A 20,886-nucleotide genomic window follows, 5' to 3' on the forward strand; every position below is an offset into this window, starting at 1 on the left:
GATGATGAGTGCGCAGATGCGCGGCGGCTAGCCGAAGTTGCGCTGCCCGAACACGAGCGCCGACAGAAGCCACGACACGATGCTGTACAGAATCGAGCCGAAAAACGCCGACCAGAAACCCGAGACCTCGAACCCCTTCAGCAGCGACGAGCACAGCCAAAAGCACAGCGCATTCACCACGAGGATGAAGAGGCCGAGCGTCAGGATCGTCACCGGCAGCGTCAGAATGATGAGTACCGGGCGCAGCACGGCGTTGATCAGCCCGAGCACCACCGCGACGATCAGCGCCGTGCCGAAACTGCGAATGTGAATGGACGGCACGAGATAGGTGATGATCAGAAGCGCGAGCGCGTTGATCAGCCATGTCAGCAGCACGGTCATCGAGGGTTCTCCGGGTTGTCGTCGTTCGGGCGAAGCGCGGCGCGGATGCTTGCGCACCCGCGCCGGCCCCGCCGCCGCGTGCGATTAATAGCGGTAGTGGTTCGGCTTGAACGGGCCGTTCTTGTCGACGCCGATATAGCCTGCCTGCTCGTCCGACAGCACGGTCAGTTCCGCGCCGATGCGGCCCAGATGCAGGCGCGCGACCTTCTCGTCCAGATGCTTCGGCAGCACGTACACCTTGTTTTCGTACTTGTCGCCTTGCGTGAAGAGTTCGATCTGCGCGAGCGTCTGGTTCGTGAACGAGTTCGACATGACGAACGACGGATGGCCCGTCGCGCAGCCGAGGTTCACGAGGCGGCCTTCGGCCAGCAGAATGATGCGCTTGCCGTCCGGGAAGATGATGTGATCGACCTGCGGCTTGATGTTGTCCCACGTGTACTGGCGCGTGGAGGCAACGTCGATTTCCGAATCGAAGTGACCGATGTTGCAGACGATCGCGTTATTGCGCATCGCCTTCATGTGGTCGTGGTTGATGACGTGGTAGTTGCCGGTCGCCGTCACGAAGATGTCGGCCTTGTCGGCGGCGTATTCCATCGTCACGACGCGGTAGCCTTCCATCGCGGCTTGCAGCGCGCAGATCGGATCGATCTCCGTGACCCAGACCGTTGCGCCCAGACCGCGCAGCGATTGCGCGCAGCCCTTGCCCACGTCGCCGTAACCGGCCACGACCGCGATCTTGCCCGCGATCATCACGTCGGTCGCGCGCTTGATGCCGTCCACGAGCGACTCGCGGCAGCCGTACAGGTTGTCGAACTTCGACTTCGTGACCGAATCGTTCACGTTGATGGCCGGGAACGGCAGGCGGCCGTCCTTTTCCATCTGATACAGGCGATGCACGCCCGTGGTCGTTTCTTCCGTCACGCCCTGAATGTGCGCGAGGCGCGTGGAGTACCACGTCGGATCGGCGTCGAGGTGACGCGCAATCGACTTGTACAGCGCGACTTCTTCCTCGTTCGTCGGCTTGGCAATGACCGAGCGGTCCTTCTCCGCCTTCGAGCCGAGAATCAACAGCAGCGTGGCGTCGCCGCCGTCATCGAGAATCATGTTGGCGAATTCGCCGTTCGGCCATTCGAAAATGCGATGCGAGAATTCCCAGTACTCGTCGAGCGATTCGCCCTTGAACGCGAACACCGGCGTGCCGCCATCGGCGATCGCGGCGGCCGCGTGATCCTGCGTCGAGAAAATGTTGCACGACGCCCAGCGCACGTCCGCGCCCAGCGCCTTCAGCGTTTCGATGAGCACGCCGGTCTGGATGGTCATGTGCAGCGAGCCCGCGACGCGCGCGCCCTTGAGCGGTTGCTGCGCTTTGTATTCTTCGCGGATTTGCACGAGACCGGGCATTTCCGTCTCGGCGATGTCAAGTTCCTTGCGGCCCCATGCGGCGAGCGACATGTCGGCGACAACGAAATCCTGGGTGGTGTTGGAATCGAGAACTGCGGCGTTCATCACGCCCTCCTTTCTAAAAAAGACTAGAAATGTTGACGTGAGCGCCGTTCGAATGCGGTGGCTCAGCAGGCGCTTTTTAGGGCGCTTTGGAACCGTCCGGATTGAATGCCACCGAGCCTGGCGGATGAGGCTTATTGCAAGCCGCTCAACCGTCGCAACGCTCCTCGGGGGCGAGTGACGATTGTAGCAAAGTCTTATTGGATCGTTTGCGTTTCAGCACACGCTGATTCAAATCTTCGACGCCGCGTGAGCCGCATTTTACCGATGCGCGCGCCTAGAACGGCAGCGCGGAGAGCGCCGGCGCGAGCAGCACCATCACGACGCCCGCGATCATCATGGTAAGGCTCGCGACCACGCCTTCTTCGCTGCCCAATTCGCGCGCCTTCGCCGTGCCGACGCCATGCGCCGCCGCACCGAACAGCGCCCCGCGCGCGAGCCGCGTGCGCAGCGGCACGAGCGCGAGCACGATCTCGCCGAAGAGCATGCCGCAGACGCCCGTCGCGATCACGAAGAGCGCGGTCAGGTCTTTCGGCGCGTGAATCTTGTCGGAGACGGCGAGCGCGAACGGCGTGGACACCGAGCGCGTCGCGAGACTGCGCTGCAATTCCGGCGACAGATGCAAGAGCTTCGCGAGCGCGAGCGATCCGCCCACCGCAACCAGAATGCCGACCGTGACGCCGACCGTCAGCGAGATCCAGTGGCGCTTCAGAAGCGCGCGGTATTCGTAGATCGGCACCGCGAACGCGACGGTGGCCGGGCCGAGCAGCCACATGAGCCAGCGCGTATCGGCGAAGTAGACCGAATATGGAATGCGCGCGGTCACGACGATCAGCGCGAGCACGGCCGGCGCGGAAAGCATCGGCGTGAGCCACGGGCTACGGAATCGCGCGTAGAGACTTTTGGATGCGAAGTACAGCGCGACCGTCAGCACGAAGCAGCCGGCGGCGATGAGGCGCGCGGCGTCGTCGGCGAGGAGCGAGGCGTAGAAGTGGTGCATGGCCGTGATCAGGCGTGTGCCGAGGCGCGCGCCGCGTGACGGGCGACGAGCGCGCGGCGCAACGCGAGACGGCGTTCGAGGCGCGCGGCGCGATCCACGGCGAACGCGACGGCGACCATCACCATCAGCGTGCCCGCGACCACGACGAGCGCGAGCCGCCAGCCGTCTTCCATGAACAGGCCGCCGTACTGCACGGCCGCGACCGCTGCGGGGATGAAGAACAACAGCATGTCGCCGAGCAGCCAGTCGGCGCCCGCCTTCACCCAGCGCGGCGCGACGCCGCCGCAAAACAGCAGCGCGAGCAACGCGACAAGACCGACCACGCCGCCCGGCACCGGCAACGCGAGCTTGCGCGCGACGAAATCGGCGACGAACCAGATCACCGCGATGCCGCCGGCCTGCACCGCGACGCGGGCGAACCGGCTGATAGCGGCGCGAGCAGGGTTCGTGGTGCTTGCATTCGAAAGGACGACGGACATGGCGTGGTGTGCGATTAGGGTTAACCTGTAGCCGAGTATAGAGCCGTCGTTTCCATAATAAAAATGACTTAACCTTATCCAGTTCATTCCAATCCGGAATCTGAGGCCGATCATGGAACTGCGCGCGTTGCGGTATTTCGTCGAAGTCGTCAAACAGAAGAGCTTTACCGCTGCCGCCGAGCACATGTTCGTCACGCAGCCGACCATCAGCAAGATGGTGAAGGCGCTCGAAGACGAAGTCGGCTCGCCGCTGTTGTTGCGCGAAGGCCGTCAGATGGTGCTGACCGATGCCGGGCAGATCGTCTACCAACGCGGCGTGGATGTGCTCGCGGCGCACGCGCGGCTGGAGGCGGAACTGAATGACCTCGGCACCTTTGGGCGGGGAACGCTCACCATCGGCATCCCGCCGATGGGCGGCGCGCTTTTCACGCCGGCCATCGCGGCATTCAGACGGCGGTATCCGAAAGTCGAGCTGAAGCTGTTTGAGCGCGGATCGAAGGCGATCGAGGCCGCGCTGATGGATGGCGAACTGGAACTGGGCGGCGTCCTGCAACCCGTCGATACCGATATGTTCGACGTGCTGCCTGTCAGCCGTCAGCTGCTATGGCTCGTCGCGCCGAAGGGCGCGCGCTGGGAGGACGTGCGCGAAGTGCCGTTGGCGGATCTTGCCGCCGAGCCGTTCGTTTTCTATGGCGAAAGCCTGGCGCTCAACGACATTGTGATGAACGCGTGCCGCGCGGCGGGCTTCACGCCGACCATCGTCGGGCGCAGCGGGCATTGGGATTTCATGGCGGCGCTGGTGCAGGCGGGAATCGGCATCGCGCTGCTGCCTGCGCCGTATTGCCGACGCCTGGACACCGACGCGTTCACGTGCCGGCCGGTTGTCGCGCCGGAGATTCATTGGGACATGGCGCTCGGCTGGCGGCGCAACGGCTATCTGTCGCATGCGGCGCAAGCGTGGATCGAGGTTGCGCGGGAAGTGCTGCCCGCCAACCTCGATCAGGACTTCATGGCCGATGGTTTCGCCCGCACGCGGGGCAAAAAGGCGGACGCGGGCGGCTGATCCTCGTTGCGAAGCAACGCGCCCGCATTGCCCGGCCCGGTCAGTTCACTTCCGTAAACTCGATGCGGCGATTCGCCATGCGACCCGCCGGCGTCGAGTTGTCGGCAATCGGATTGACTTCGCCGAGACCCTCGGCCTTCAACGAACTGGCCGGAATGCCGTGCTTCACCAGATAGCCGCGCACGGCTTCCGCGCGCTTCTTCGACAATTCGACGTTCAGCGCCGCGCTGCCGGTGTTGTCCGAATAACCGGCGATTCGCAGCATGATGGGCGCGCCGTGGGCGTCGCAGTCTTTCAGTGCCTGCGCGGACTTCGCGAGCGCGGCCATCGAGCTAGCGGGCGGCGTGTTCGAACCGGTGCGGAAGTGGATGGGCTTGAGGTTCAGCATTCGCGCGATGGCAGGTGCCGAACAGGTTCCCGCAGTTGCCGCAGCGGATGCAGGCGCAGCCGCCGATGCCGCCGATGCCGCCGCCGCATTGGAGGCCGCCGCGTCCGCCTGCGCCGACGCGAGACCGATGTTCCAGCCCGAGCCGAACAGCGCCTTCAGCTTTTCGAGCCAGCCCAGTTTGACGTCGGCGGCCTTGCCGGCCAGTTCGATTTTGTCGCCGTCGATCTGCACGCGCGCGCCCGGCAGCGTCATCACGGGCACGAGGGTGTCCAGCTTGTCGAGCCATGCCGAAGGCTTCGTGTCCGGGTCGACCGACACGTTCGCGTGGAACTTGTCCGCGCCGAACTTGGCCGACATCAGGTCGATCAGCCGTTGACGCTCCTCGTCGCTGCCGACGGTCGCCTTGACGGTCGGCACGCCCGACGCATCGACGGTGATCGCGGCGAGCGCGTTCTTGCCCGGCAGCAGCGTCGGCATGGACGCCTGGCTGGCCACGGCCGCGCCGCTCGCCACGGCGTCGGACGACGCGGGGGCGCCCGCCGCATCGGAAGCAGCCCCCGAAGCCGACGCGTCCGCTTGCGCATCCTGCGCGGCGTCCTTGTGCTTGTCTTCCGTCGAGCAGCCGCGCGCCACGAGCGCCGCCAATAGCGCGAGCGCGGCGGCGTTCGCCACCCACAGCCACTTGCGCTTGCTCGACTTGTCCTTCGTTTCCTCGCTCTCGGGCGCGGGGTAGAGGTCGCTATGGATCGGGAACGCGGCGGCTTCCTGCGTCGACGGATGCTCCAGATGCGACGACACCGCCTTCAGCCGCGACGCCACGCCGGCCAGAAACGCGCCGACCGAGCCGAGGCCGAGCGCCTGCGCGAAGGCGTCCGTCATGTTTGCGCGAACGACGGGCAACTGGTGCCCGAGCAGCGTGGGCAACTGGCCGACCTGACCGTTGTGCTGCGTGAAGTGGCGCTTGAGCAGCCCGAGAATGGTCGCGCCGACCACGCCGGCCAAGACGCGCGTGACGTGCGCGGGCACGCCCGAATATTCGGCGATGCGTTCGGAGAGCGCGTTGACGTTGTCGTGGGACGCCACCGCGCCGTCCACCGATGCGCTCGTGGCGAGCAGCGTTTGCATGCCGTCCTCGTTCAGCACGAAGTGCGGCAGTTCTTCGGCGATATGCGTGTTGACGGCCGGCGACATGACCGCGTTGAACAGATTGCGCGCGCCGTCGAGCGACGACGCCTTGTTCATCATCGAGCCGATGAGCGCGGGCCCGCACAGCGACACGACGCGCTTGGCGGATTCGGGCGCGCAGCCGACGCGCGCGGCGAGATGCTGCAACACGCTTTCGTTCAAAGCGCCCTGCACCGACTGATTGAGGTTGATGCTCATTGAGAAGACTTCCAGAAAAGCGTTGTTGCACCGGGCCCGAGCGCCCGATTCAGGCCGAACGATTATAGGTTCGGGGTCCTGCAAGTCGGCATGGCGGACTGAACAATCGGATTTGTCTCAGCTCTCGTGCCTTTAGGACTGCGCCTCAGAAAACTTGTCGTCGTTGTGACAACCGGGCGCACTCGCCCGGCCGCAAATGAAGAGAGCGATGCCTCTACCCGTGCGCCGAAACGCCGGCCTATGATTCATGAATTCGAGATGGCTCCGACGCCGCCCGAGACAGGAGACCGCTGTATGAATGCTTCATCCGCCGATGCACCCGCCAGCCGGTTCGGTCAGACGCACGAGGTCACGAATCAGGCGCCGCCGCTCGAGCGTTACGACGCGTTTGCCACCGATTGCGCGCTGGCGGCGGCGGTCGAGCGTGAAGGCGCCGGCTGGCACGCCGACGCCCTCTCGCGCGACGGCTGCGCGCTCACGCAGCCCGATGTTCTCGCGCTCGCCGATCTGGCCAACCGCCATACGCCGGAACTGGCGACACACGATGCGCGCGGCGAGCGCATCGACGCGATCGAATTTCATCCCGCGTGGCACGAACTGCTGCGCCGGCTGCGGCACGAGGGACTGCACGCTTTGCCGTTCGAACCGCACGCCCGCGCCGGCTCCATGGCCGCGCGTTGCGCCAGCTACTTTCTGCACGGCCAGCTCGAATCCGGTTCGCTGTGTCCGATCACGATGACGTTCGCCAGCATTCCGGTATTGCGCAACGAACCGGCTTTGTACGCGCGGCTCGCCGGACCGCTGCTGTCGCGCGAGCACGACCGGCGCGACATTCCGCTCGACGCCGGCAAGCGTTCGATGATGATCGGCATGGGCATGACCGAGAAGCAGGGCGGCTCCGACGTGCGCAGCAACCGCACGCGCGCCGAGCCGCTCGGCGCGGGCGGGCGCGGCGGCGAATACCGGCTCGTCGGCCACAAATGGTTTTTCTCCGCGCCGCAGTGCGACGCGCATCTGGTGCTCGCGCGCGCGTCGGCCGAAGGCGGGCTGTCGTGCTTCTACGTGCCGCGTTTCGCGCCGGACGGCCGCAAGAACGCGGTTCACGTGCAGCGTCTGAAGGACAAGCTCGGCAATCGTTCGAATGCGAGCAGCGAGGTCGAATTTTTCGATGCCTACGGCGTCATGATCGGCGAGGAAGGTCGCGGCGTGCCGACGATCATCGAAATGGCGAACTTCACGCGGCTCGACTGCGTGATCGGCAGCGCGGCGCTGATGCGCGCGGCGCTCGTGCAGGCGATTCATCACGCGCGGCATCGGAGCGCGTTCGGCGCCCGGCTCGTCGATCAGCCGTTGATGCGCAACGTGCTCGCGGATCTCGCGCTGGAATCAGAAGCCGCGACGCTGCTGTTCATGCGGCTCGCGGGCGCGTTCGAACGCAGCGCGGCGGCGGGCAGCGCGCCGTCCGAGCGCGCGTGGCGGCGCATCGTGACGCCGGCCGCGAAGTTCTGGGTCTGCAAGCGCGCGCTCGAATTCACCGGCGAAGCCATGGAAGTCTGGGGCGGAAACGGCTATGTCGAATCCGGCCCGATGGCGCGTTTCTATCGAGAAGCGCCGGTCAATTCCATCTGGGAAGGCTCGGGCAACGTGATGTGCCTGGACGTGCTGCGCGCGTTCGAGCGCGAGCAGGACGCGGCTCACGCGCTCCTCGACGATTGGCGCGATGCCGCATCCGCGCATCCGGCGCTGGGCGCGGCGCTCGGCGCGCTCATCGGAATGCTGACGGGCGATGCATCGGAAAGAGAAGCGTCGGCGCGGCGCATCGCGCAGCAGTTGGTCTTATGTGCGCAGGGAGTGTTGCTCGCGCGTCATGCGCCGGAGGACGTGGCGCAGGCGTTTATCGAGACCCGTCTCGGCGATGCACGCGGCGAAACGGGGCGCGTCTACGGCACACTGCCGGCGCGGTTCGACCATGCGCGGATCGTGGCGCGGGCGTTTGGAAGCTAGCGCGACGGCGGGCAGAACCGCGCAAGGGGGCGTTCCTGCTGCCCCCGGGGGGGCGCGCAGTGATGCGAACAAATGGACTGAGTCAACAGCGACGCCCTGCTCATAAGGCCGCGCTGCAAGGAGAAGCGGCCGAGCCGCCGCTCTGCGCCGCCAGGCCGTCGATATCAAAAAGCGACCGACGGAGACGCTCACCGCCAGAGTCCACGCGACCAAGCTGCGCGAAATGCCGCGCGCCGGACAGTGCGCCGCACGGGCAATGACATTTCAAGATCGCTTGGATGAAGGAAGCGCGGGAGACGGACCCCCAACGAAAGGCGCCCAGCTTGTCCAGGCAGCGGTGCTTGCAGCGGAAAAGCACACGGTTGCCGCACTCGAATCAACGCAATGAGGCTACGCAGCCATGCGTTCTCGCCGGCAACGGGCAGCCGCCGAAGCGCAGACAACCGCAGCGCGCCCTCACCGCACCGTCCGCCCCGCCTCCCGCAGCGGCTCTTCGTTCTCCAGCCGATACACCCACGAAAGCAGTTCCGCCACCGCCTGATACAGCGCGGGCGGAATATGCGCGTCGAGGTCCACCTGCATCAGCAGCGAGACCATGTCCGGCGATTCGTGCACGTAGACGCCCGCCTCTTTCGCGCGCTGCACGATCATCTCCGCGACGATCCCATAGCCTTTCGCGACGACGCGCGGCGTCGCTTCGCGATTGCCGGCTTCGTAGGTAAGCGCGGTCGCCTGCTTGCGGCCATACGGCGTGCTCATGTCGCGCCTCCTTCGGAACGCGGCGAGGCTCGGAACAGATGTTCGAGCGGCGACCGAACCGGCTTCGGCGCCGCATGGCCTGCGTCGTGCGCGACATCGGTGCCCGCCGCGCCGTCGATCGAACGCACCGAAAACGACGCCAGCGCGATGCCCGCCGCATCCAGTTGACGCGCGAACGCCGCGCCATCCGCCGCGAGCCGGGCCGCGCCCTTGTCGCTCGCGTTGATGCGCGCGACGAGTTTCTCTCCGCTCAGGACCAGTTCGGCGTCCACGGTGCCGAGCGCCGGCAGCGACAGCGTGATGCGGGTGCGCCACGCGCGCTCGTCCGCCGACGGTTCCGACGTGCGGGCATCGCGCGGCTCGCGCGCGATTTCCCATTCGAAGCGCGTGCCGGGCCACGCCTCGCCTTGCCAGCGGAACTGCCCGTTTGCGAGAAGATCGAGCTGCTGGCGCACGATGTCGAGCGTCGCCGGATGCACGCCCGCCGCCACCGACGCCTGCATCGCCGACCCCGAGCCGGACGGCGCGGGCTGCGCGCTCGCACTGCCCGCGCTCGCGGTTCCGCTCTGAGAATTCGAAAGCGCCGACGCGGGCGCGTCGCGCACCGACGCCGCGAGCGCGGCCGCCTGCTGCGGCGTCTGCGGCATCTCGACGGCGCGCGCGGGCGTCGGCGGGTCGGCGTCGTGTAGATCGGGGAAAGCGGGCGACGCTGAAAACGCCGGCGCCGCGTGCGCCGCGTCCGGCGCGCCTTCGCTTGCCAGATCGAACGGCAGCGACAACGCGCGCGGATCGACGCGGGCCTGCGGCTCGTTGCCGAGCGAGGCTGCGCTGCGCTGGCCTGCGAGCCATTGCGCGAGATGCGATTCGTAGAAGAGCCCGCTCTCTCCGACGGTCTTCGCCAGCTCGCCCGCCAGCACCGACGCCGGCAGCGGCGGCAAGTTCTGGCTCGCGGCGCGCGCCGCCGCGACGGCAGCAGCGTTCGAAGAGAAAGCGGTATCGAAAAGGCCGGTGGTGAGCGCGGCGAACGCGCTCGCGGGGCGCGGCGGCGTGGGCCACAACGGCGCGTCGCCCATGACCGCCGACGCCGTCCCGGACAAGCGCGAGATCACGTCGAGCGTGCGCGCGACGCTGGAAAGCTCGGTCTGCGCCGATGCCGCCGGGCCCGCGCCCGCCGCGCCGGATTCCGGCGTGTCGGGCGTATCGACCGTGGCGGACGTGCCCGCCTGCGTCGTCGTGCGTCCCGCGGCCGCGCCCGCCGCGCCGTTCACCGCGTCGGCTGCGCGGATCGCGGAAAGGACGAGGTCCGAGCGGCCGGCCAGGAGCGTTGCTATCGCGGAGTCGAATCCTGTCATGCCGAGATTCCTCAAGTACGTCCGCGAAGCCTCGCGGCGTGTCTGCCTAACGCAGTCCTATCATCTTTTTGAGCACGCGCGCCGGACTGTTGACCGCGAAGAGCGCGGACAGACGCGCGAGACTCGGCGATGTCAGGTCGCGGATGGCGGCGTCGTCGGCGAGAATCTTCTTCACGAGGTCCAGCTTGCGTGCCCGCGCGGTCTCGTCGAGCGCCGATGCGTGATCGGCGTCCTTCAACTGCTCGACGAGGTCGCGATACGTGCCCTGCATCGCCTTCAAATCGCCCAGGTCGCCTTCGCGCGCCGCTCTCAGCATCTGGGCGGACAGCGCGGCAATGGCTTCGTAGTGAGCGAAGTATTCTTCTGTCGTTTTCATTCTTCTGCGGCAGTCGCCCACCGATTTTCGTTCAGACGGCCGCGGCGGTCATTTGCGCCACTTCCGGTCCGATACCGACCCACGCTTCCTCGAGCGTCGCCAGCAGATTGTCGACTTCCACGAGCATCGTCTCGCTCTGCTCCATGTTCGCCTGCAAAAGACGCCGCGTCATGTACGAATAGAGCGCGTCGAGCCGCTGCGCGATTTCGCCGCCCGCGTCCTTGTTGAGCGCCTGCTGAAGCCCGCTTTCGACGATGCTGATTGCCTTGCCGATCGCCTGGCCGCGCGCGCCCACGTTGTTCTGCTGCGTATGCATGCGCGCCTGCGCGATGGCTTGCCGCGCGCCCTGATAGAGCATCACGATGAGCCGGTGCGGGCTGGCTCCCATGACGCCGGTCTGAACGCCGACGCGCGCATATGCGTTGGCTCCCGCCTGTCCCTGCGAAAACATCGATGGCTCCTGTCTCGACGACTGTTACGGCTTTTCGCCCCGGTTAGCCGGCGCGCGCGTTCGCGCGTGTCCCGGCCCCGTCTCGTCCCGTGCAAATCCATGCAGCCGGCGAGCGTGGCTCGAAAGCCCTCACCCGCGCCGCCTGCAACCTGTATCCCCGCGACGCGGAGCACGCGGCATGTCGCCGTGTCGCTCCCGCGTCTGCCCCGGCCTTTGCCGGCCTGCGAACGTCCGCGCCGGCTCGAAATACGAAGGCGCGGCTCGCTTTCGCGAGCGAACCGTCGTTCGCCGGGCTGCTAACGGGGTTATCGGAGAAACGCGCAAAAGCTTTAGGGCGCAAGGGTTTGGGGGCGAAAACCACGAACAGGCCACGAACAAAACCACGCTCGAAGGCAGGATCGGACGGTCGGCGGCGCTCGCCGGGCGTTAGACGGAGATCTGCATGATGTCGTTGTACGCGCTCACGAGCTTGTTGCGCACCTGCAAACCGAACTGAAGGCCGACGTTGGCCTTCTGCATGTCCACCATCACGTCGTTGAGCGAAACGTTCGGCGCGCCGATTTCGAATGCATGCGCCTCGTTGAGCGCGGTCGTCTGGTTGGCGCTGATCTTGTCGATGGACGACTTGAGCGCGTCCGCGAAGCTGCCCGCGGTCGCCGCGCCCGAACCCGCGCTTTGTCCGGTCACCGCGCCGGACGCCACCGTGGCCGCGCTGCCCGCGCCGCCGGCGGCCTGCGCCGACATCGACTGAATGGCGCTCATCGCGGCGGAAAGCGGATTGATCGGAAAGTTCATATTGACTCCGTGTGACAGCAAATTGATGCAGGACCGTGGAAATGCCAGCGTCTGGCCGGCTCGGACGGGCCGGTAAAAATGGCTCGTCCGGGTATGAAAAAGATTAGCAGCGGGCCCCGTTTCGAAGCGTACGAAGAACGGGGAAAACCCCGCTCTATTCACCGAATCGACTTGCAAGGTAGTGCGGATAATCCATCTCGTGAAAAGACTTCCCCAACCGCGGACGACACTGCGGCGCGGGAAGAAGCCAAGATTCGGAGCTTCGACGCTAATGGAAACGCCCAACAACTCATTGATCACGCCCGACGCCAGAATGGGCCTGGCGGGTGCGCAGCCGGGCGCGGCAGGCGCGCCCGCAGCGGGCGCGGGCCTTTCCGCCGGCGGTTTCGCGCAGCGGGTGCCAATGCTTTCGCAGTTTCGCTCGAACCCGCGCGTGCCGCTGATCGTCGCCGTCGCGATTCTGGCGATGGTCGTCGCCGGTCTCGTGATGTGGTCGCGCCAGCCGGACTATCGCGTGCTGTTCAGCAATCTGTCGGATCGCGACGGCGGCGCGATCGTTACCGCGCTTCAGCAGGGCAATATTCCCTACAAGCTGTCCGACGGCGGCGGCGCCATTCTCGTGCCGGCCGAGCAGGTTCACGAAACGCGTCTGCGTCTCGCGAGCCAGGGTCTGCCGAAAAACGGCTCGGTCGGCTTCGAACTGATGGACAACCAGAAGTTCGGCATCAGCCAGTTCGCCGAGCAGATCAACTACCAGCGCGCGCTCGAAGGCGAGCTGGAGCGCACCATCGGTTCCATTTCGTCGGTGAAGTCGGCGCGCGTGCATCTCGCCATTCCGAAGCCGAGCGTGTTCGTGCGCGACAAGGAACTGCCGACCGCTTCCGTGATGGTGAACCTTTACCCCGGCCGCGTGCTCGACGAAGGCCAAGTGCTCGCGATCGCGCACATGGTGGCCTCGGGCGTGCCGGACATGCCGGTCAAGAACGTGAACATCGTCGATCAGGACGGCAACCTGCTCACGAGCCAGAGCGCCGTCAACGGTCTCGACGCGTCGCAACTGAAGTACGTGCAGCAGATCGAGCACAACACGCAAAAGCGCATCGACGCGATTCTGTCGCCGCTCTTCGGCGCGGGCAATGCGCGTTCGCAGGTGAGCGCCGACATCGACTTCTCGAAGCTCGAACAGACCGCAGAAAGCTACGGCCCGAACGCCAACCCGCAGAACACGGCGATCCGCAGCCAGCAGTCGAGCGAATCGAGCGAAACGTCGGGCAGCGGCGCCTCGGGCGTGCCGGGCGCGCTCTCGAACCAGCCGCCGCAGCCGGCGTCCGCGCCGATCGACGCCGCCGCGTCGGGCACGACCGCGACGCGTTCCACGCCGACTAATCTGCGCAAGGACACGACGACGAACTACGAAGTGGATCGCACCGTGCGCCACTACGAGCAGGCGACGGGCGGCATCAAGCGTCTGTCCGTGGCGGTGGTCGTCAACTACGAGCGACAGGTCGATGCGAAGGGCAACGTCACGATGAAGCCGCTCGCCGCCGACAAGCTCGCGCAAGTGCAGCAGCTCGTGAAGGACGCGATGGGCTTCGACGAGAAGCGCGGCGATTCGGTCAACGTGGTGAACAGCGCGTTCTCGTCGGACTCGGACCTGACGCCTGCGGTGCCCTGGTGGCGCACGCCGGACATGATTGCGCGCGGCATCTCGCTCGCGAAGTACGTGGGTATCGGCATCGTCGCGCTGTTCCTCTACTTCAGCATGGTGAAGCCCGCAATGCGCCGCGCGTTCCCGCCGCCGCCGGAAGAAGCGCCCGCGCTCGCCGCAGCCGACGAACTCTCGCTGCTGGACGGTCCCACGCTTGGCGGCGAAGCGAAGCAGGATGAAGACAAGGATGCCGAGGTCAGCCTCCTCGGTCATGAAAGCAACAAGGCCAAATTCGATCGAAATCTCGACTACGCGCGAATGGTCGCGCGGCAGGACCCGAGAATCGTTGCGACGGTCGTGAAGAACTGGGTGTCCGATGAACGCTGAAGGTCTCAATAAAGCCGCGCTCCTCCTGATGTCGATCGGAGAGGAAGAAGCCGCCGAAGTTTTCAAGTATCTCGCCCCGCGCGAGGTGCAGAAGATCGGCGCCACGATGGCGGCGCTCAAGAACGTGACGCGCGAGCAGCTCGACAACGTGCTGACCGAATTCGTCGGCGAAGCCGAAAAGCACACGGCGCTTTCGCTGGATTCGAGCGAGTACATCCGCTCGGTGCTGACGAAGGCGCTCGGCGAGAACAAAGCCGGCGCGCTCATCGACCGCATTCTGCAAGGCAGCGATACGAGCGGTATCGAGGGCCTCAAGTGGATGGACTCGGGCGCGGTCGCGGAACTCATCAAGAACGAGCATCCGCAGATCATCGCGACGATTCTCGTGCACCTGGATCGCGATCAGGCGTCGGAAATCGTGTCGCTCCTGAACGACCGCTTGCGCAACGACGTGCTCCTGCGCATCGCGACGCTCGACGGCATTCAGCCCGCCGCGCTGCGCGAACTCGACGATGTGCTCACGACGCTGCTTTCCGGCAGTGACAACCTGAAGCGCGCGCCGATGGGCGGCATTCGCACGGCGGCGGAGATTCTCAACTTCATGTCGAGCAATCACGAAGAAGGCGTGCTGTCGAACGTGCGCGAGTACGACGCGGAGTTGGCGCAGAAGATCATCGACCAGATGTTCGTGTTCGAGAACCTGCTCGACCTGGAAGACCGCGCGATCCAGTTGCTGTTGAAGGAAGTGGAGTCGGAAACGCTGATCGTGTCCCTGAAGGGCGCGCAGCCCGGACTGCGTCAGAAGTTCCTCTCGAACATGTCGCAGCGCGCGGCCGAACTGCTCGCCGAAGACCTCGATTCGCGCGGTCCGGTGCGCGTGTCGGAAGTCGAGCAGCAACAGCGCAAGATCCTCCAGATCGTCCGCAATCTGGCGGAAAACGGCCAGATTCAGCTAGGCGGCAAGGCGGAGGACGCGTATGTCTGACGCCGCCACCCAGAACCGGGGCGAGAAGGCGCCCGTCTCCGCGTATCAACGCTGGGAGATGGCGTCGTTCGATCCCGTCACCGTCGACAACAGCGCGGCGGAACAGGCGGCGCTCGAAGCGCATCTGCGCCGCATCGAGGAAGACGCGCACGCGCACGGCGTCGCCAAGGGGCACGTCGCCGGTCAGGCGCTCGGCTATCAGGCGGGCTTCGAGCAAGGTCACGCGAAGGGTTTCGAGGACGGCCGCAAGGAAGCGCTCGCGCAGGCCGCGCAACTCGCGCAGATCGCCGATGCGTTCAAGACCGCGCTTCAGGCTGCCGACGCCGCCATCGCGGAAACGCTGGCCGGGCTGGCCGTCGATATCGCGCAACAGGTCGTGCGTCAGCATCTGGCGCTCGATCCGACCGCGCTCGTCGCCGTTGCCCGTGAAGTGATCGCCGCCGAGCCGGAACTGTCGGGCGCGCCGACGCTGATCGTGAGCCCGGCCGACCTGCCGATCGTCGATTCGTATCTGAAGGATGAACTGGAATCGGCGGGCTGGACGGTGCGTCCGGACCCGGCCATCGAACGCGGCGGCTGCAAGGCGCACGCCGCGACCGGCGAAATCGACGCGACCAACGCGTCGCGCTGGGAACGCGTCGCTGCCGCGCTCGGGAGGAACAAGCCGTGGTGAACCATCGCATCACGCAGGACGGGCTGTCCGCGCTGGAACAGGAAATCGCGCGGGCGTCGTTCGGACCGCTCGCGAGCGAAGAAGCCGCAAGCGACGCCGCGCCGGACGCGCACGCCGCGCACACCATCGCCGAACTCGCGAAGCTCGCGGGCAATCCGCACATCGACGCGTGGCGCGACAAGCTCGACGCGATGAAGTCGCGCAACGCCATCGCCAAGCCGCTGCGTCCGTGCGGGCGCCTCACGCGCGCCGCCGGCCTCGTGCTCGAAGCGGTCGGCCTCAAGATGGGCGTCGGCTCCGAATGCATGATCGAACTGCCGCCCGGCAGCGCGATCCCGACGGCGGAAGCCGAAGTCGTCGGCTTCGCGGGCGACAAGCTGTTTCTGATGCCGACCACCGAAATGGGCGGCCTCTTGCCCGGCGCGCGCGTGTATCCGCTGGAAAGCGCGCCGATCAACGATCCGATGGCGGGCGCGAAGCGTCTGCCGGTCGGCTGGGAAATGCTCGGCCGCGTGGTCGATGCGTCCGGCCGTCCGCTCGACGGGCTCGGCCCGCTCGGCGCGAAGGTCGATGCGCCGCTCGCCGCGCCGGTCATCAACCCGCTGAATCGCGAGCCGATTCACAAGGTGCTCGACGTGGGCGTGCGCGCGATCAACTCGCTGCTCACGGTCGGGCGCGGACAGCGCATGGGCTTGTTCGCGGGTTCCGGCGTCGGTAAGTCGGTGCTGCTCGGCACGATGGCGCGTTATACAAGCGCGGAAGTGATCGTGATCGGGCTGATCGGCGAACGTGGCCGCGAAGTGAAGGAGTTCATCGAACAGATTCTGGGCGAGGACGGTCTCGCGCGCTCGGTCGTCGTGGCCGCGCCTGCGGACGTGTCGCCGGTGCTGCGGATGCAGGCCGCCGCGTACACGACTTCGCTCGCCGAATATTTCCGCGATCAGGGCAAGCACGTGCTGATGCTGATGGATTCGCTCACGCGCTACGCGATGGCGCAGCGCGAGATCGCGCTCGCGATCGGCGAGCCGCCTGCGACCAAGGGCTATCCGCCTTCGGTGTTCGCCAAGCTGCCGGCGCTCGTCGAGCGTACCGGCAACGGGCCGGAAGGCGGCGGTTCCATCACTGCGTTTTATACGGTGCTGACCGAAGGCGACGACCAGCAAGACCCGATCGCCGACTCGGCGCGGGCCATTCTGGACGGCCATATCGTGCTGAACCGGTCGCTGGCGGAGGCGGGGCATTACCCGGCCATCGACATCGAGCAGTCCATCAGCCGTGCGATGACTTCGCTTATCGACGACAAGCATCTGGAACGCGTGCGCCTCTTCAAGCAGATGCTGTCGCGCTACCAACGCAACCGCGATCTCATCAACGTGGGCGCGTATTCGAGCGGCCGCGACGCGCTGCTCGACCGCGCGATCGCGCTGTATCCGCGGATGGAGTCGTTTTTACAGCAAGGTTTTCGTGAGCAGGCAAATTTCGAACCGAGTCTTGATTTGTTGCATCAGCTTTTCGACTAGTATTCGAGCCATTCGTCATAAGAACACGTAGAGCCCTGAAGACCACAGGAACCGCCACGTCATGTCCAAGAATCTGCCGATCAACACGCTCATCGAACTCGCGCAAGAAGAGCTCGACGCCGCCACCAAGAAGCTCGGGAAGTTGCAGCAGGAACGCAACGAGGCCGAGAAACAGCTCGAATCGCTCGTTGCCTACCGCGACGAGTATCACGCGCGCTTCACGGCATCTGCCCAGCAAGGTACGACGGCGCAGACGCTGCGCAACTTCCAGGCGTTCGTCGATACGCTTGATTCGGCGATCGCGCAGCAGCGCATGCTGCTCGTGACGGCCGACCAGCGCATCGAGGCGGCAAAGCCGGAGTGGCGGCTCAAGAAGCAGAAGGTCGGCAGCTACGAAGTGCTGGCTGCACGGGGCGAAGCGGTTCTCGCGCGCAAGGCGGCGCGTGTCGAACAGCGCGAAGCGGACGAGCACGCGGCGAAAGTGCTGCGCATGCGAGCCGAGCGCGCCTGACGGATTTTTAGCGGCGCTGCTGTCATGGCAGCGAGCGCCGCGTGTAGTTCATTACAGGATTTCAGAGGTCGAACATGTCCTCCGTTTCAACCATCGGCGCGCTCACGGGCGCGAGCTCGTCGAGCGCATCGACGGCCAAGCGCGCGGCGAGCGCGAGCGTTTCGTTCGGGCAGACGCTGCAAGGCATCACCGACCGCGCGAACGCGGACGCGCTCGCGGCGAAGGCGCTCACGTCCGGCGACAAGTCGAGCGTGCACGACGCCCCAAAGCCCGACGACAGCGCGAACGCCGGCAAGAGCGATGACGCGCAGGCGTCGACATCGGCGGACGCGAACGGCAAGACCGACGCGACGCACGACGCGCCGAAACATGCGGACAAGAGCGACGGCGCGGACGCGTCGAAGGCGGCCGCGAGCGCGAACGCCAACGCGAACGCGAAGCCTGCGAATGCAGCCGATGCCGCTGCGAAAGCGGCCGCCGAAGCAAAGGCGCGCGCCGACGCCGCCGACCCCGCGAATGCCGATGCCGACGACGCGACCCTCGCCGCGCTCACCGATGCGGCGACTGGCGCGGCCACGGCGGCATCGACGGACGGCGACGCATCCGCGACCGGCGACGCGAAGAAGAGCACCGACGCGAACTCGGCTCAGGATGCGCTGCAAGCCGCGCTCGCCGCGATGAACGGCGCGCAGGCCAATGCGGCCGCTGTGGCTGCGGCGGCGCATGCCGGCGGCAATGCCGCGAACGGCGCCAAGGCGACGGACGGGACGACGAGCGAAACGCAGGGCGCCTTGCTCGGCGCGGGCGCGAAGGGCGCGCGCGGCATCGCGTTGACGAACGGCGCATCGGGCGATGCGAAGAACGCGGCTGCGAGCGCGGCGCAGACGAACGCCGCCGCGCTTGCGACGGCGCAGGACGCGCTGACGCCGGCGGCCGACGGCGCGAGCGCTGCGTACAAGCAGTCCGCCGATGCGGCCGCGCATGCGGTGGCGTTGCAGGCGGCATCAGCGAATGCGGGCGTATCGAGCCCGCAAGGCGCGATGACGTCGGCGACGAGCGCGGCGATTGCGCCGCACGTGGGCGCATCCGGCTGGGACGATGCGTTCAGCCAGAAGGTCGTGTTCGTGTCGAAGTCGGATCAGCAGAGCGCGGAGCTCACGTTGAACCCGAAGGATCTCGGGCCGCTGCAAGTGACGCTTCAGGTCGCCGACAATCATGCGCACGCGCTGTTCGTGTCGCAGCATGCGCAGGTGCGTGAGGCGGTGGAAGCTGCTATGCCGAAGCTGCGCGAGGCGATGGAAGCCAATGGCATCAGTCTCGGCAGTACCAGTGTCTCGGATGGGTCGGCGTTTGGGCGTCAGTCGCAGGGGGATGGTCAGGGCGGGGGTTCTTCTTCGTCTCGCGGAGGGCGGGGTGTTGGCGGTGGCGGTCTTGAGGCCGCTGGCGGGGGCGTTGCAGCGGTCGTTCGGCGGACCGTGGGGCTTGTGGATACTTTTGCTTAAGGGCTTCTCTTTCCCCGATGGGCGTTGCTTTGGCTTCGGTCTTTGGCGTTGCTTTGGCTTCGGTCGTTGGCGTTGCTCCGCTCTTTCTTTTGTTCGTGAAACTTGTATTCGTGTCGGTCTATTAGCGTTGCCCCTCCCCGGGGCGGGGGTCACTTTCTTTGCTGCTGCAAAGAAAGTAACCAAAGAAAGCAGCTTTTTCGCCCGCGGTCTTGAATGAAGGTGCACTCCGCAGAAAAGCATTGGCCCTCAGCTTGAATCAGCCCTGAATCACCCTCCACGCCCGCTGACCACCACGTCCTCCGAGCCCCTTGGCTCGACAAAACCACCAGGACGCAACGGCTGTGCCCTGAAACAAAGACATGACAAGTCGAGCCAAGCACAGCGAAGCCAAGGCAACGCAGGCCAGAGCCTGACTTGGCTTGGCTTGGCTTGGCTTGACCTGACCTGGCTTGGCTTGGCTTGACCTGACTTGACCTGACCTGACCTGACCTGACCTGACCAAGCAGAGCGTAGCCGAGCCAAACTGAGCCAAACCGAGTCAAGCCAAGTTAAGCCAAGCAAACTCAAGCCAAGTCATGCAGAGCGTGGCCGAGCCAAATTGAGCCAAGCCAAGCCAAAGCAGGTCAAGCTGAGCCAATCAACGACGAGCAACCGGATGTGCAAGGAACGCATCGTCATTAGCGACGGGCGCGGGCGCCGCGCGCCGTGGCGGCGCGCCCTCGCCGAGCTCGGCTTGGCTCGGCCGGCGGTGCCTAAGCCGGAGATTCGGGGACTATTGGCAGTGGTAGGAAGCGCCCCACTGGTTTTATCGAGCCAAGGGGCTCGGAGGACGTGGTGCTCAGTGGGCGCGGAGGGTGATTCAGGGTTGGTTCAAGCTGAGGGCCAATGCTTTTCTGCGAAGTGATCACGCTCTTGCTGCTGCGGGCCAGAAAAAAGCTGCTTTCTTTGGTTACTTTCTTTGCAGCAGCAAAGAAAGTGACCCCCGCCCCGGGGAGGGGCAACGCTAATAGACCGACGCGAAAACAAGTTCCACCAACGAAGAAAGAAAGAACGAGCGAGCGCCCCACCGTTACGGCGCAAAAACCGCGAACGGCACTTCCGCGAAACGGGCAACCGCAAAAGCCCGCCCCCCGCCCGAGAACCCCAAAAAGGCACCAAAAACCCCCTCTGTTCGACCCATCACGACAAGCCGCGATAGCGAACAATTCAACCTATCGAAAGAGGCACGCATTCATGGCTACCACTACTGCAAACCAGCAACCCATCGTTCCCGCGAAGAGCGGCAAGCTCAAGCGCATTCTGATCATCGCCATCGGGGCGATCGTTCTGCTCGGCGCAGGCGCCGGCGGCGCCTACTTCGTGGTCGGCAAGTCCGCGCACGGCCCCGCGAAGCCCGCGCCGCTGCCGCCGCCCGTGTTCTTCCCGCTCGAGTCGCTGACAGTCAACCTGCAAGCCGACGACGGCATCATGCATTACCTGCGCGTCGGGCTCACGCTCAAGCTCAAGGACGAGAAGGGCCAAGCCGCGCTCACCGAACGCATGCCGGAAATTCGCAGCCGCATTCTGCTGCTGCTCTCCGCCAAGCATCCGGACGACCTCGCGGGCATCGACGGCAAACGCAAGCTCGCCGACGAACTGCGCGCAACCGTCGAAGCCGCCGCCAGCACGCCCGAGCAGCCGGCCCACATCCAGGAAGTGCTCTTTACTGAATTCGTCGTTCAGTAAG

19 protein-coding genes and 1 riboswitch are annotated in these 20,886 nt (G+C 65.8%); of the genes, 9 read left to right on the forward strand and 10 right to left on the reverse strand.

Going from position 1 to position 20,886, the window contains the following annotated elements; all coding sequences use genetic code 11:
• Positions 1-27: 27 nt before the first annotated feature.
• From HWX53_RS00680 to HWX53_RS00695, 4 genes are all read right to left on the reverse strand, one after another.
• Positions 28-381, reverse strand: a complete 354-nt coding sequence (locus HWX53_RS00680) for a phage holin family protein (protein ID WP_175938503.1) — start codon at positions 379-381, stop codon at positions 28-30.
• A gap of 84 nt (positions 382-465) precedes the next feature.
• The gene (ahcY, locus tag HWX53_RS00685; protein ID WP_175938505.1) at positions 466-1,887 is read right to left on the reverse strand and encodes an adenosylhomocysteinase; all 1,422 of its coding nucleotides are present in this window, start codon (positions 1,885-1,887) and stop codon (positions 466-468) included.
• Positions 1,888-1,919: 32 nt separating this feature from the next.
• A riboswitch (S-adenosyl-L-homocysteine riboswitch) is annotated at positions 1,920-2,059 on the reverse strand.
• 102 nt (positions 2,060-2,161) lie between these two features.
• Entirely contained in the window at positions 2,162-2,884 is a 723-nt protein-coding gene (locus HWX53_RS00690) for an LrgB family protein (protein ID WP_175938507.1), read from the reverse strand.
• A gap of 8 nt (positions 2,885-2,892) precedes the next feature.
• Positions 2,893-3,363 carry a CidA/LrgA family protein gene (locus HWX53_RS00695; protein WP_175938509.1) on the reverse strand — a complete coding sequence of 157 codons (471 nt, stop codon included), beginning with the start codon at positions 3,361-3,363 and terminating at the stop codon, positions 2,893-2,895.
• Positions 3,364-3,475: 112 nt separating this feature from the next.
• Here HWX53_RS00695 and HWX53_RS00700 point away from each other — a divergent pair, with 112 nt between their 5' ends.
• Entirely contained in the window at positions 3,476-4,426 is a 951-nt protein-coding gene (locus HWX53_RS00700; RefSeq protein WP_175938510.1) for a LysR family transcriptional regulator, read from the forward strand.
• Between the two features lie 40 nt (positions 4,427-4,466).
• On the opposite strand, the gene HWX53_RS00705 is transcribed toward HWX53_RS00700, so the two are convergent.
• Entirely contained in the window at positions 4,467-6,197 is a 1,731-nt protein-coding gene (locus tag HWX53_RS00705; RefSeq protein WP_175938512.1) for an OmpA family protein, read from the reverse strand.
• A 294-nt stretch (positions 6,198-6,491) separates the two neighbouring features.
• On the opposite strand from HWX53_RS00705, the gene HWX53_RS00710 reads away from it, so the two are divergent.
• Positions 6,492-8,201, forward strand: coding sequence for an isovaleryl-CoA dehydrogenase (locus tag HWX53_RS00710; protein ID WP_175938514.1), 1,710 nt, complete (start codon positions 6,492-6,494; stop codon positions 8,199-8,201).
• Between the two features lie 456 nt (positions 8,202-8,657).
• Here the strand turns inward: HWX53_RS00710 and HWX53_RS00715 are convergent, their stop codons facing one another.
• The 5 genes from HWX53_RS00715 to fliE all read right to left on the reverse strand — a co-directional run bounded on the left by HWX53_RS00715 (position 8,658) and on the right by fliE (position 11,934).
• On the reverse strand, positions 8,658-8,960 hold the full coding sequence (locus HWX53_RS00715; protein ID WP_175938516.1) for an EscU/YscU/HrcU family type III secretion system export apparatus switch protein: 303 nt from the start codon (positions 8,958-8,960) through the stop codon (positions 8,658-8,660).
• Positions 8,957-10,312: a flagellar hook-length control protein FliK gene (locus HWX53_RS00720; protein ID WP_175938518.1), complete on the reverse strand. Its 1,356-nt coding sequence runs from the start codon at positions 10,310-10,312 to the stop codon at positions 8,957-8,959. The genes HWX53_RS00715 and HWX53_RS00720 overlap by 4 nt, the downstream gene beginning before the upstream one ends.
• 46 nt (positions 10,313-10,358) lie before the next feature.
• Positions 10,359-10,688, reverse strand: coding sequence for a flagellar protein FliT (locus tag HWX53_RS00725; RefSeq protein ID WP_175938520.1), 330 nt, complete (start codon positions 10,686-10,688; stop codon positions 10,359-10,361).
• 31 nt (positions 10,689-10,719) lie between these two features.
• Positions 10,720-11,139 (reverse strand): flagellar export chaperone FliS, encoded by a 420-nt coding sequence (fliS, locus tag HWX53_RS00730; protein WP_175938522.1) that lies wholly within the window; start codon positions 11,137-11,139, stop codon positions 10,720-10,722.
• Positions 11,140-11,565: 426 nt separating this feature from the next.
• Positions 11,566-11,934 (reverse strand): flagellar hook-basal body complex protein FliE, encoded by a 369-nt coding sequence (gene fliE / locus HWX53_RS00735; protein WP_175938523.1) that lies wholly within the window; start codon positions 11,932-11,934, stop codon positions 11,566-11,568.
• Between the two features lie 271 nt (positions 11,935-12,205).
• Here fliE and fliF point away from each other — a divergent pair, with 271 nt between their 5' ends.
• The 7 genes from fliF to fliL all read left to right on the forward strand — a co-directional run bounded on the left by fliF (position 12,206) and on the right by fliL (position 20,885).
• On the forward strand, positions 12,206-13,969 hold the full coding sequence (gene fliF, locus HWX53_RS00740; RefSeq protein ID WP_175938525.1) for a flagellar basal-body MS-ring/collar protein FliF: 1,764 nt from the start codon (positions 12,206-12,208) through the stop codon (positions 13,967-13,969).
• Positions 13,959-14,954, forward strand: a complete 996-nt coding sequence (gene fliG, locus HWX53_RS00745) for a flagellar motor switch protein FliG (protein WP_175938527.1) — start codon at positions 13,959-13,961, stop codon at positions 14,952-14,954. The genes fliF and fliG overlap by 11 nt, the downstream gene beginning before the upstream one ends.
• Positions 14,947-15,627, forward strand: coding sequence for a flagellar assembly protein FliH (fliH, locus tag HWX53_RS00750; RefSeq protein WP_175938529.1), 681 nt, complete (start codon positions 14,947-14,949; stop codon positions 15,625-15,627). Before fliG ends, fliH begins: the two co-directional genes overlap by 8 nt.
• On the forward strand, positions 15,621-17,147 hold the full coding sequence (gene fliI, locus HWX53_RS00755; protein ID WP_175938531.1) for a flagellar protein export ATPase FliI: 1,527 nt from the start codon (positions 15,621-15,623) through the stop codon (positions 17,145-17,147). The genes fliH and fliI overlap by 7 nt, the downstream gene beginning before the upstream one ends.
• A gap of 61 nt (positions 17,148-17,208) precedes the next feature.
• On the forward strand, positions 17,209-17,658 hold the full coding sequence (fliJ, locus tag HWX53_RS00760; protein ID WP_175938533.1) for a flagellar export protein FliJ: 450 nt from the start codon (positions 17,209-17,211) through the stop codon (positions 17,656-17,658).
• A 74-nt stretch (positions 17,659-17,732) separates the two neighbouring features.
• A complete protein-coding gene (locus HWX53_RS00765) occupies positions 17,733-19,160 on the forward strand; it encodes a flagellar hook-length control protein FliK (protein WP_175938535.1) in 1,428 nt (475 codons plus the stop codon).
• A 1,233-nt stretch (positions 19,161-20,393) separates the two neighbouring features.
• Complete coding sequence (fliL, locus tag HWX53_RS00770) at positions 20,394-20,885, forward strand: flagellar basal body-associated protein FliL (protein ID WP_175938537.1); 492 nt, start codon at positions 20,394-20,396, stop codon at positions 20,883-20,885.
• Position 20,886 lies beyond the last annotated feature (1 nt).

The organism is Caballeronia sp. BCC1704 (genome assembly GCF_902833455.1).
Classification (GTDB): domain Bacteria; phylum Pseudomonadota; class Gammaproteobacteria; order Burkholderiales; family Burkholderiaceae; genus Caballeronia.

Bases quoted from the DNA above. Each gene is read 5' to 3' on its own strand.
- HWX53_RS00710 (WP_175938514.1), top strand. From the start codon at position 6,492: ATGAATGCTTCATCCGCCGATGCACCCGCCAGCCGGTTCGGTCAGACG.
- HWX53_RS00725 (WP_175938520.1), bottom strand. From the start codon at position 10,688: ATGAAAACGACAGAAGAATACTTCGCTCACTACGAAGCCATTGCCGCG.
- HWX53_RS00715 (WP_175938516.1), bottom strand. From the start codon at position 8,960: ATGAGCACGCCGTATGGCCGCAAGCAGGCGACCGCGCTTACCTACGAA.
- ahcY (WP_175938505.1), bottom strand. From the start codon at position 1,887: ATGAACGCCGCAGTTCTCGATTCCAACACCACCCAGGATTTCGTTGTC.
- HWX53_RS00765 (WP_175938535.1), top strand. From the start codon at position 17,733: ATGTCCTCCGTTTCAACCATCGGCGCGCTCACGGGCGCGAGCTCGTCG.
- HWX53_RS00690 (WP_175938507.1), bottom strand. From the start codon at position 2,884: ATGCACCACTTCTACGCCTCGCTCCTCGCCGACGACGCCGCGCGCCTC.
- HWX53_RS00680 (WP_175938503.1), bottom strand. From the start codon at position 381: ATGACCGTGCTGCTGACATGGCTGATCAACGCGCTCGCGCTTCTGATC.
- fliS (WP_175938522.1), bottom strand. From the start codon at position 11,139: ATGTTTTCGCAGGGACAGGCGGGAGCCAACGCATATGCGCGCGTCGGC.
- fliG (WP_175938527.1), top strand. From the start codon at position 13,959: ATGAACGCTGAAGGTCTCAATAAAGCCGCGCTCCTCCTGATGTCGATC.
- HWX53_RS00695 (WP_175938509.1), bottom strand. From the start codon at position 3,363: ATGTCCGTCGTCCTTTCGAATGCAAGCACCACGAACCCTGCTCGCGCC.
- HWX53_RS00720 (WP_175938518.1), bottom strand. From the start codon at position 10,312: ATGACAGGATTCGACTCCGCGATAGCAACGCTCCTGGCCGGCCGCTCG.
- fliE (WP_175938523.1), bottom strand. From the start codon at position 11,934: ATGAACTTTCCGATCAATCCGCTTTCCGCCGCGATGAGCGCCATTCAG.
- HWX53_RS00700 (WP_175938510.1), top strand. From the start codon at position 3,476: ATGGAACTGCGCGCGTTGCGGTATTTCGTCGAAGTCGTCAAACAGAAG.
- fliL (WP_175938537.1), top strand. From the start codon at position 20,394: ATGGCTACCACTACTGCAAACCAGCAACCCATCGTTCCCGCGAAGAGC.
- fliJ (WP_175938533.1), top strand. From the start codon at position 17,209: ATGTCCAAGAATCTGCCGATCAACACGCTCATCGAACTCGCGCAAGAA.
- fliH (WP_175938529.1), top strand. From the start codon at position 14,947: ATGTCTGACGCCGCCACCCAGAACCGGGGCGAGAAGGCGCCCGTCTCC.
- fliF (WP_175938525.1), top strand. From the start codon at position 12,206: ATGGAAACGCCCAACAACTCATTGATCACGCCCGACGCCAGAATGGGC.
- HWX53_RS00705 (WP_175938512.1), bottom strand. From the start codon at position 6,197: ATGAGCATCAACCTCAATCAGTCGGTGCAGGGCGCTTTGAACGAAAGC.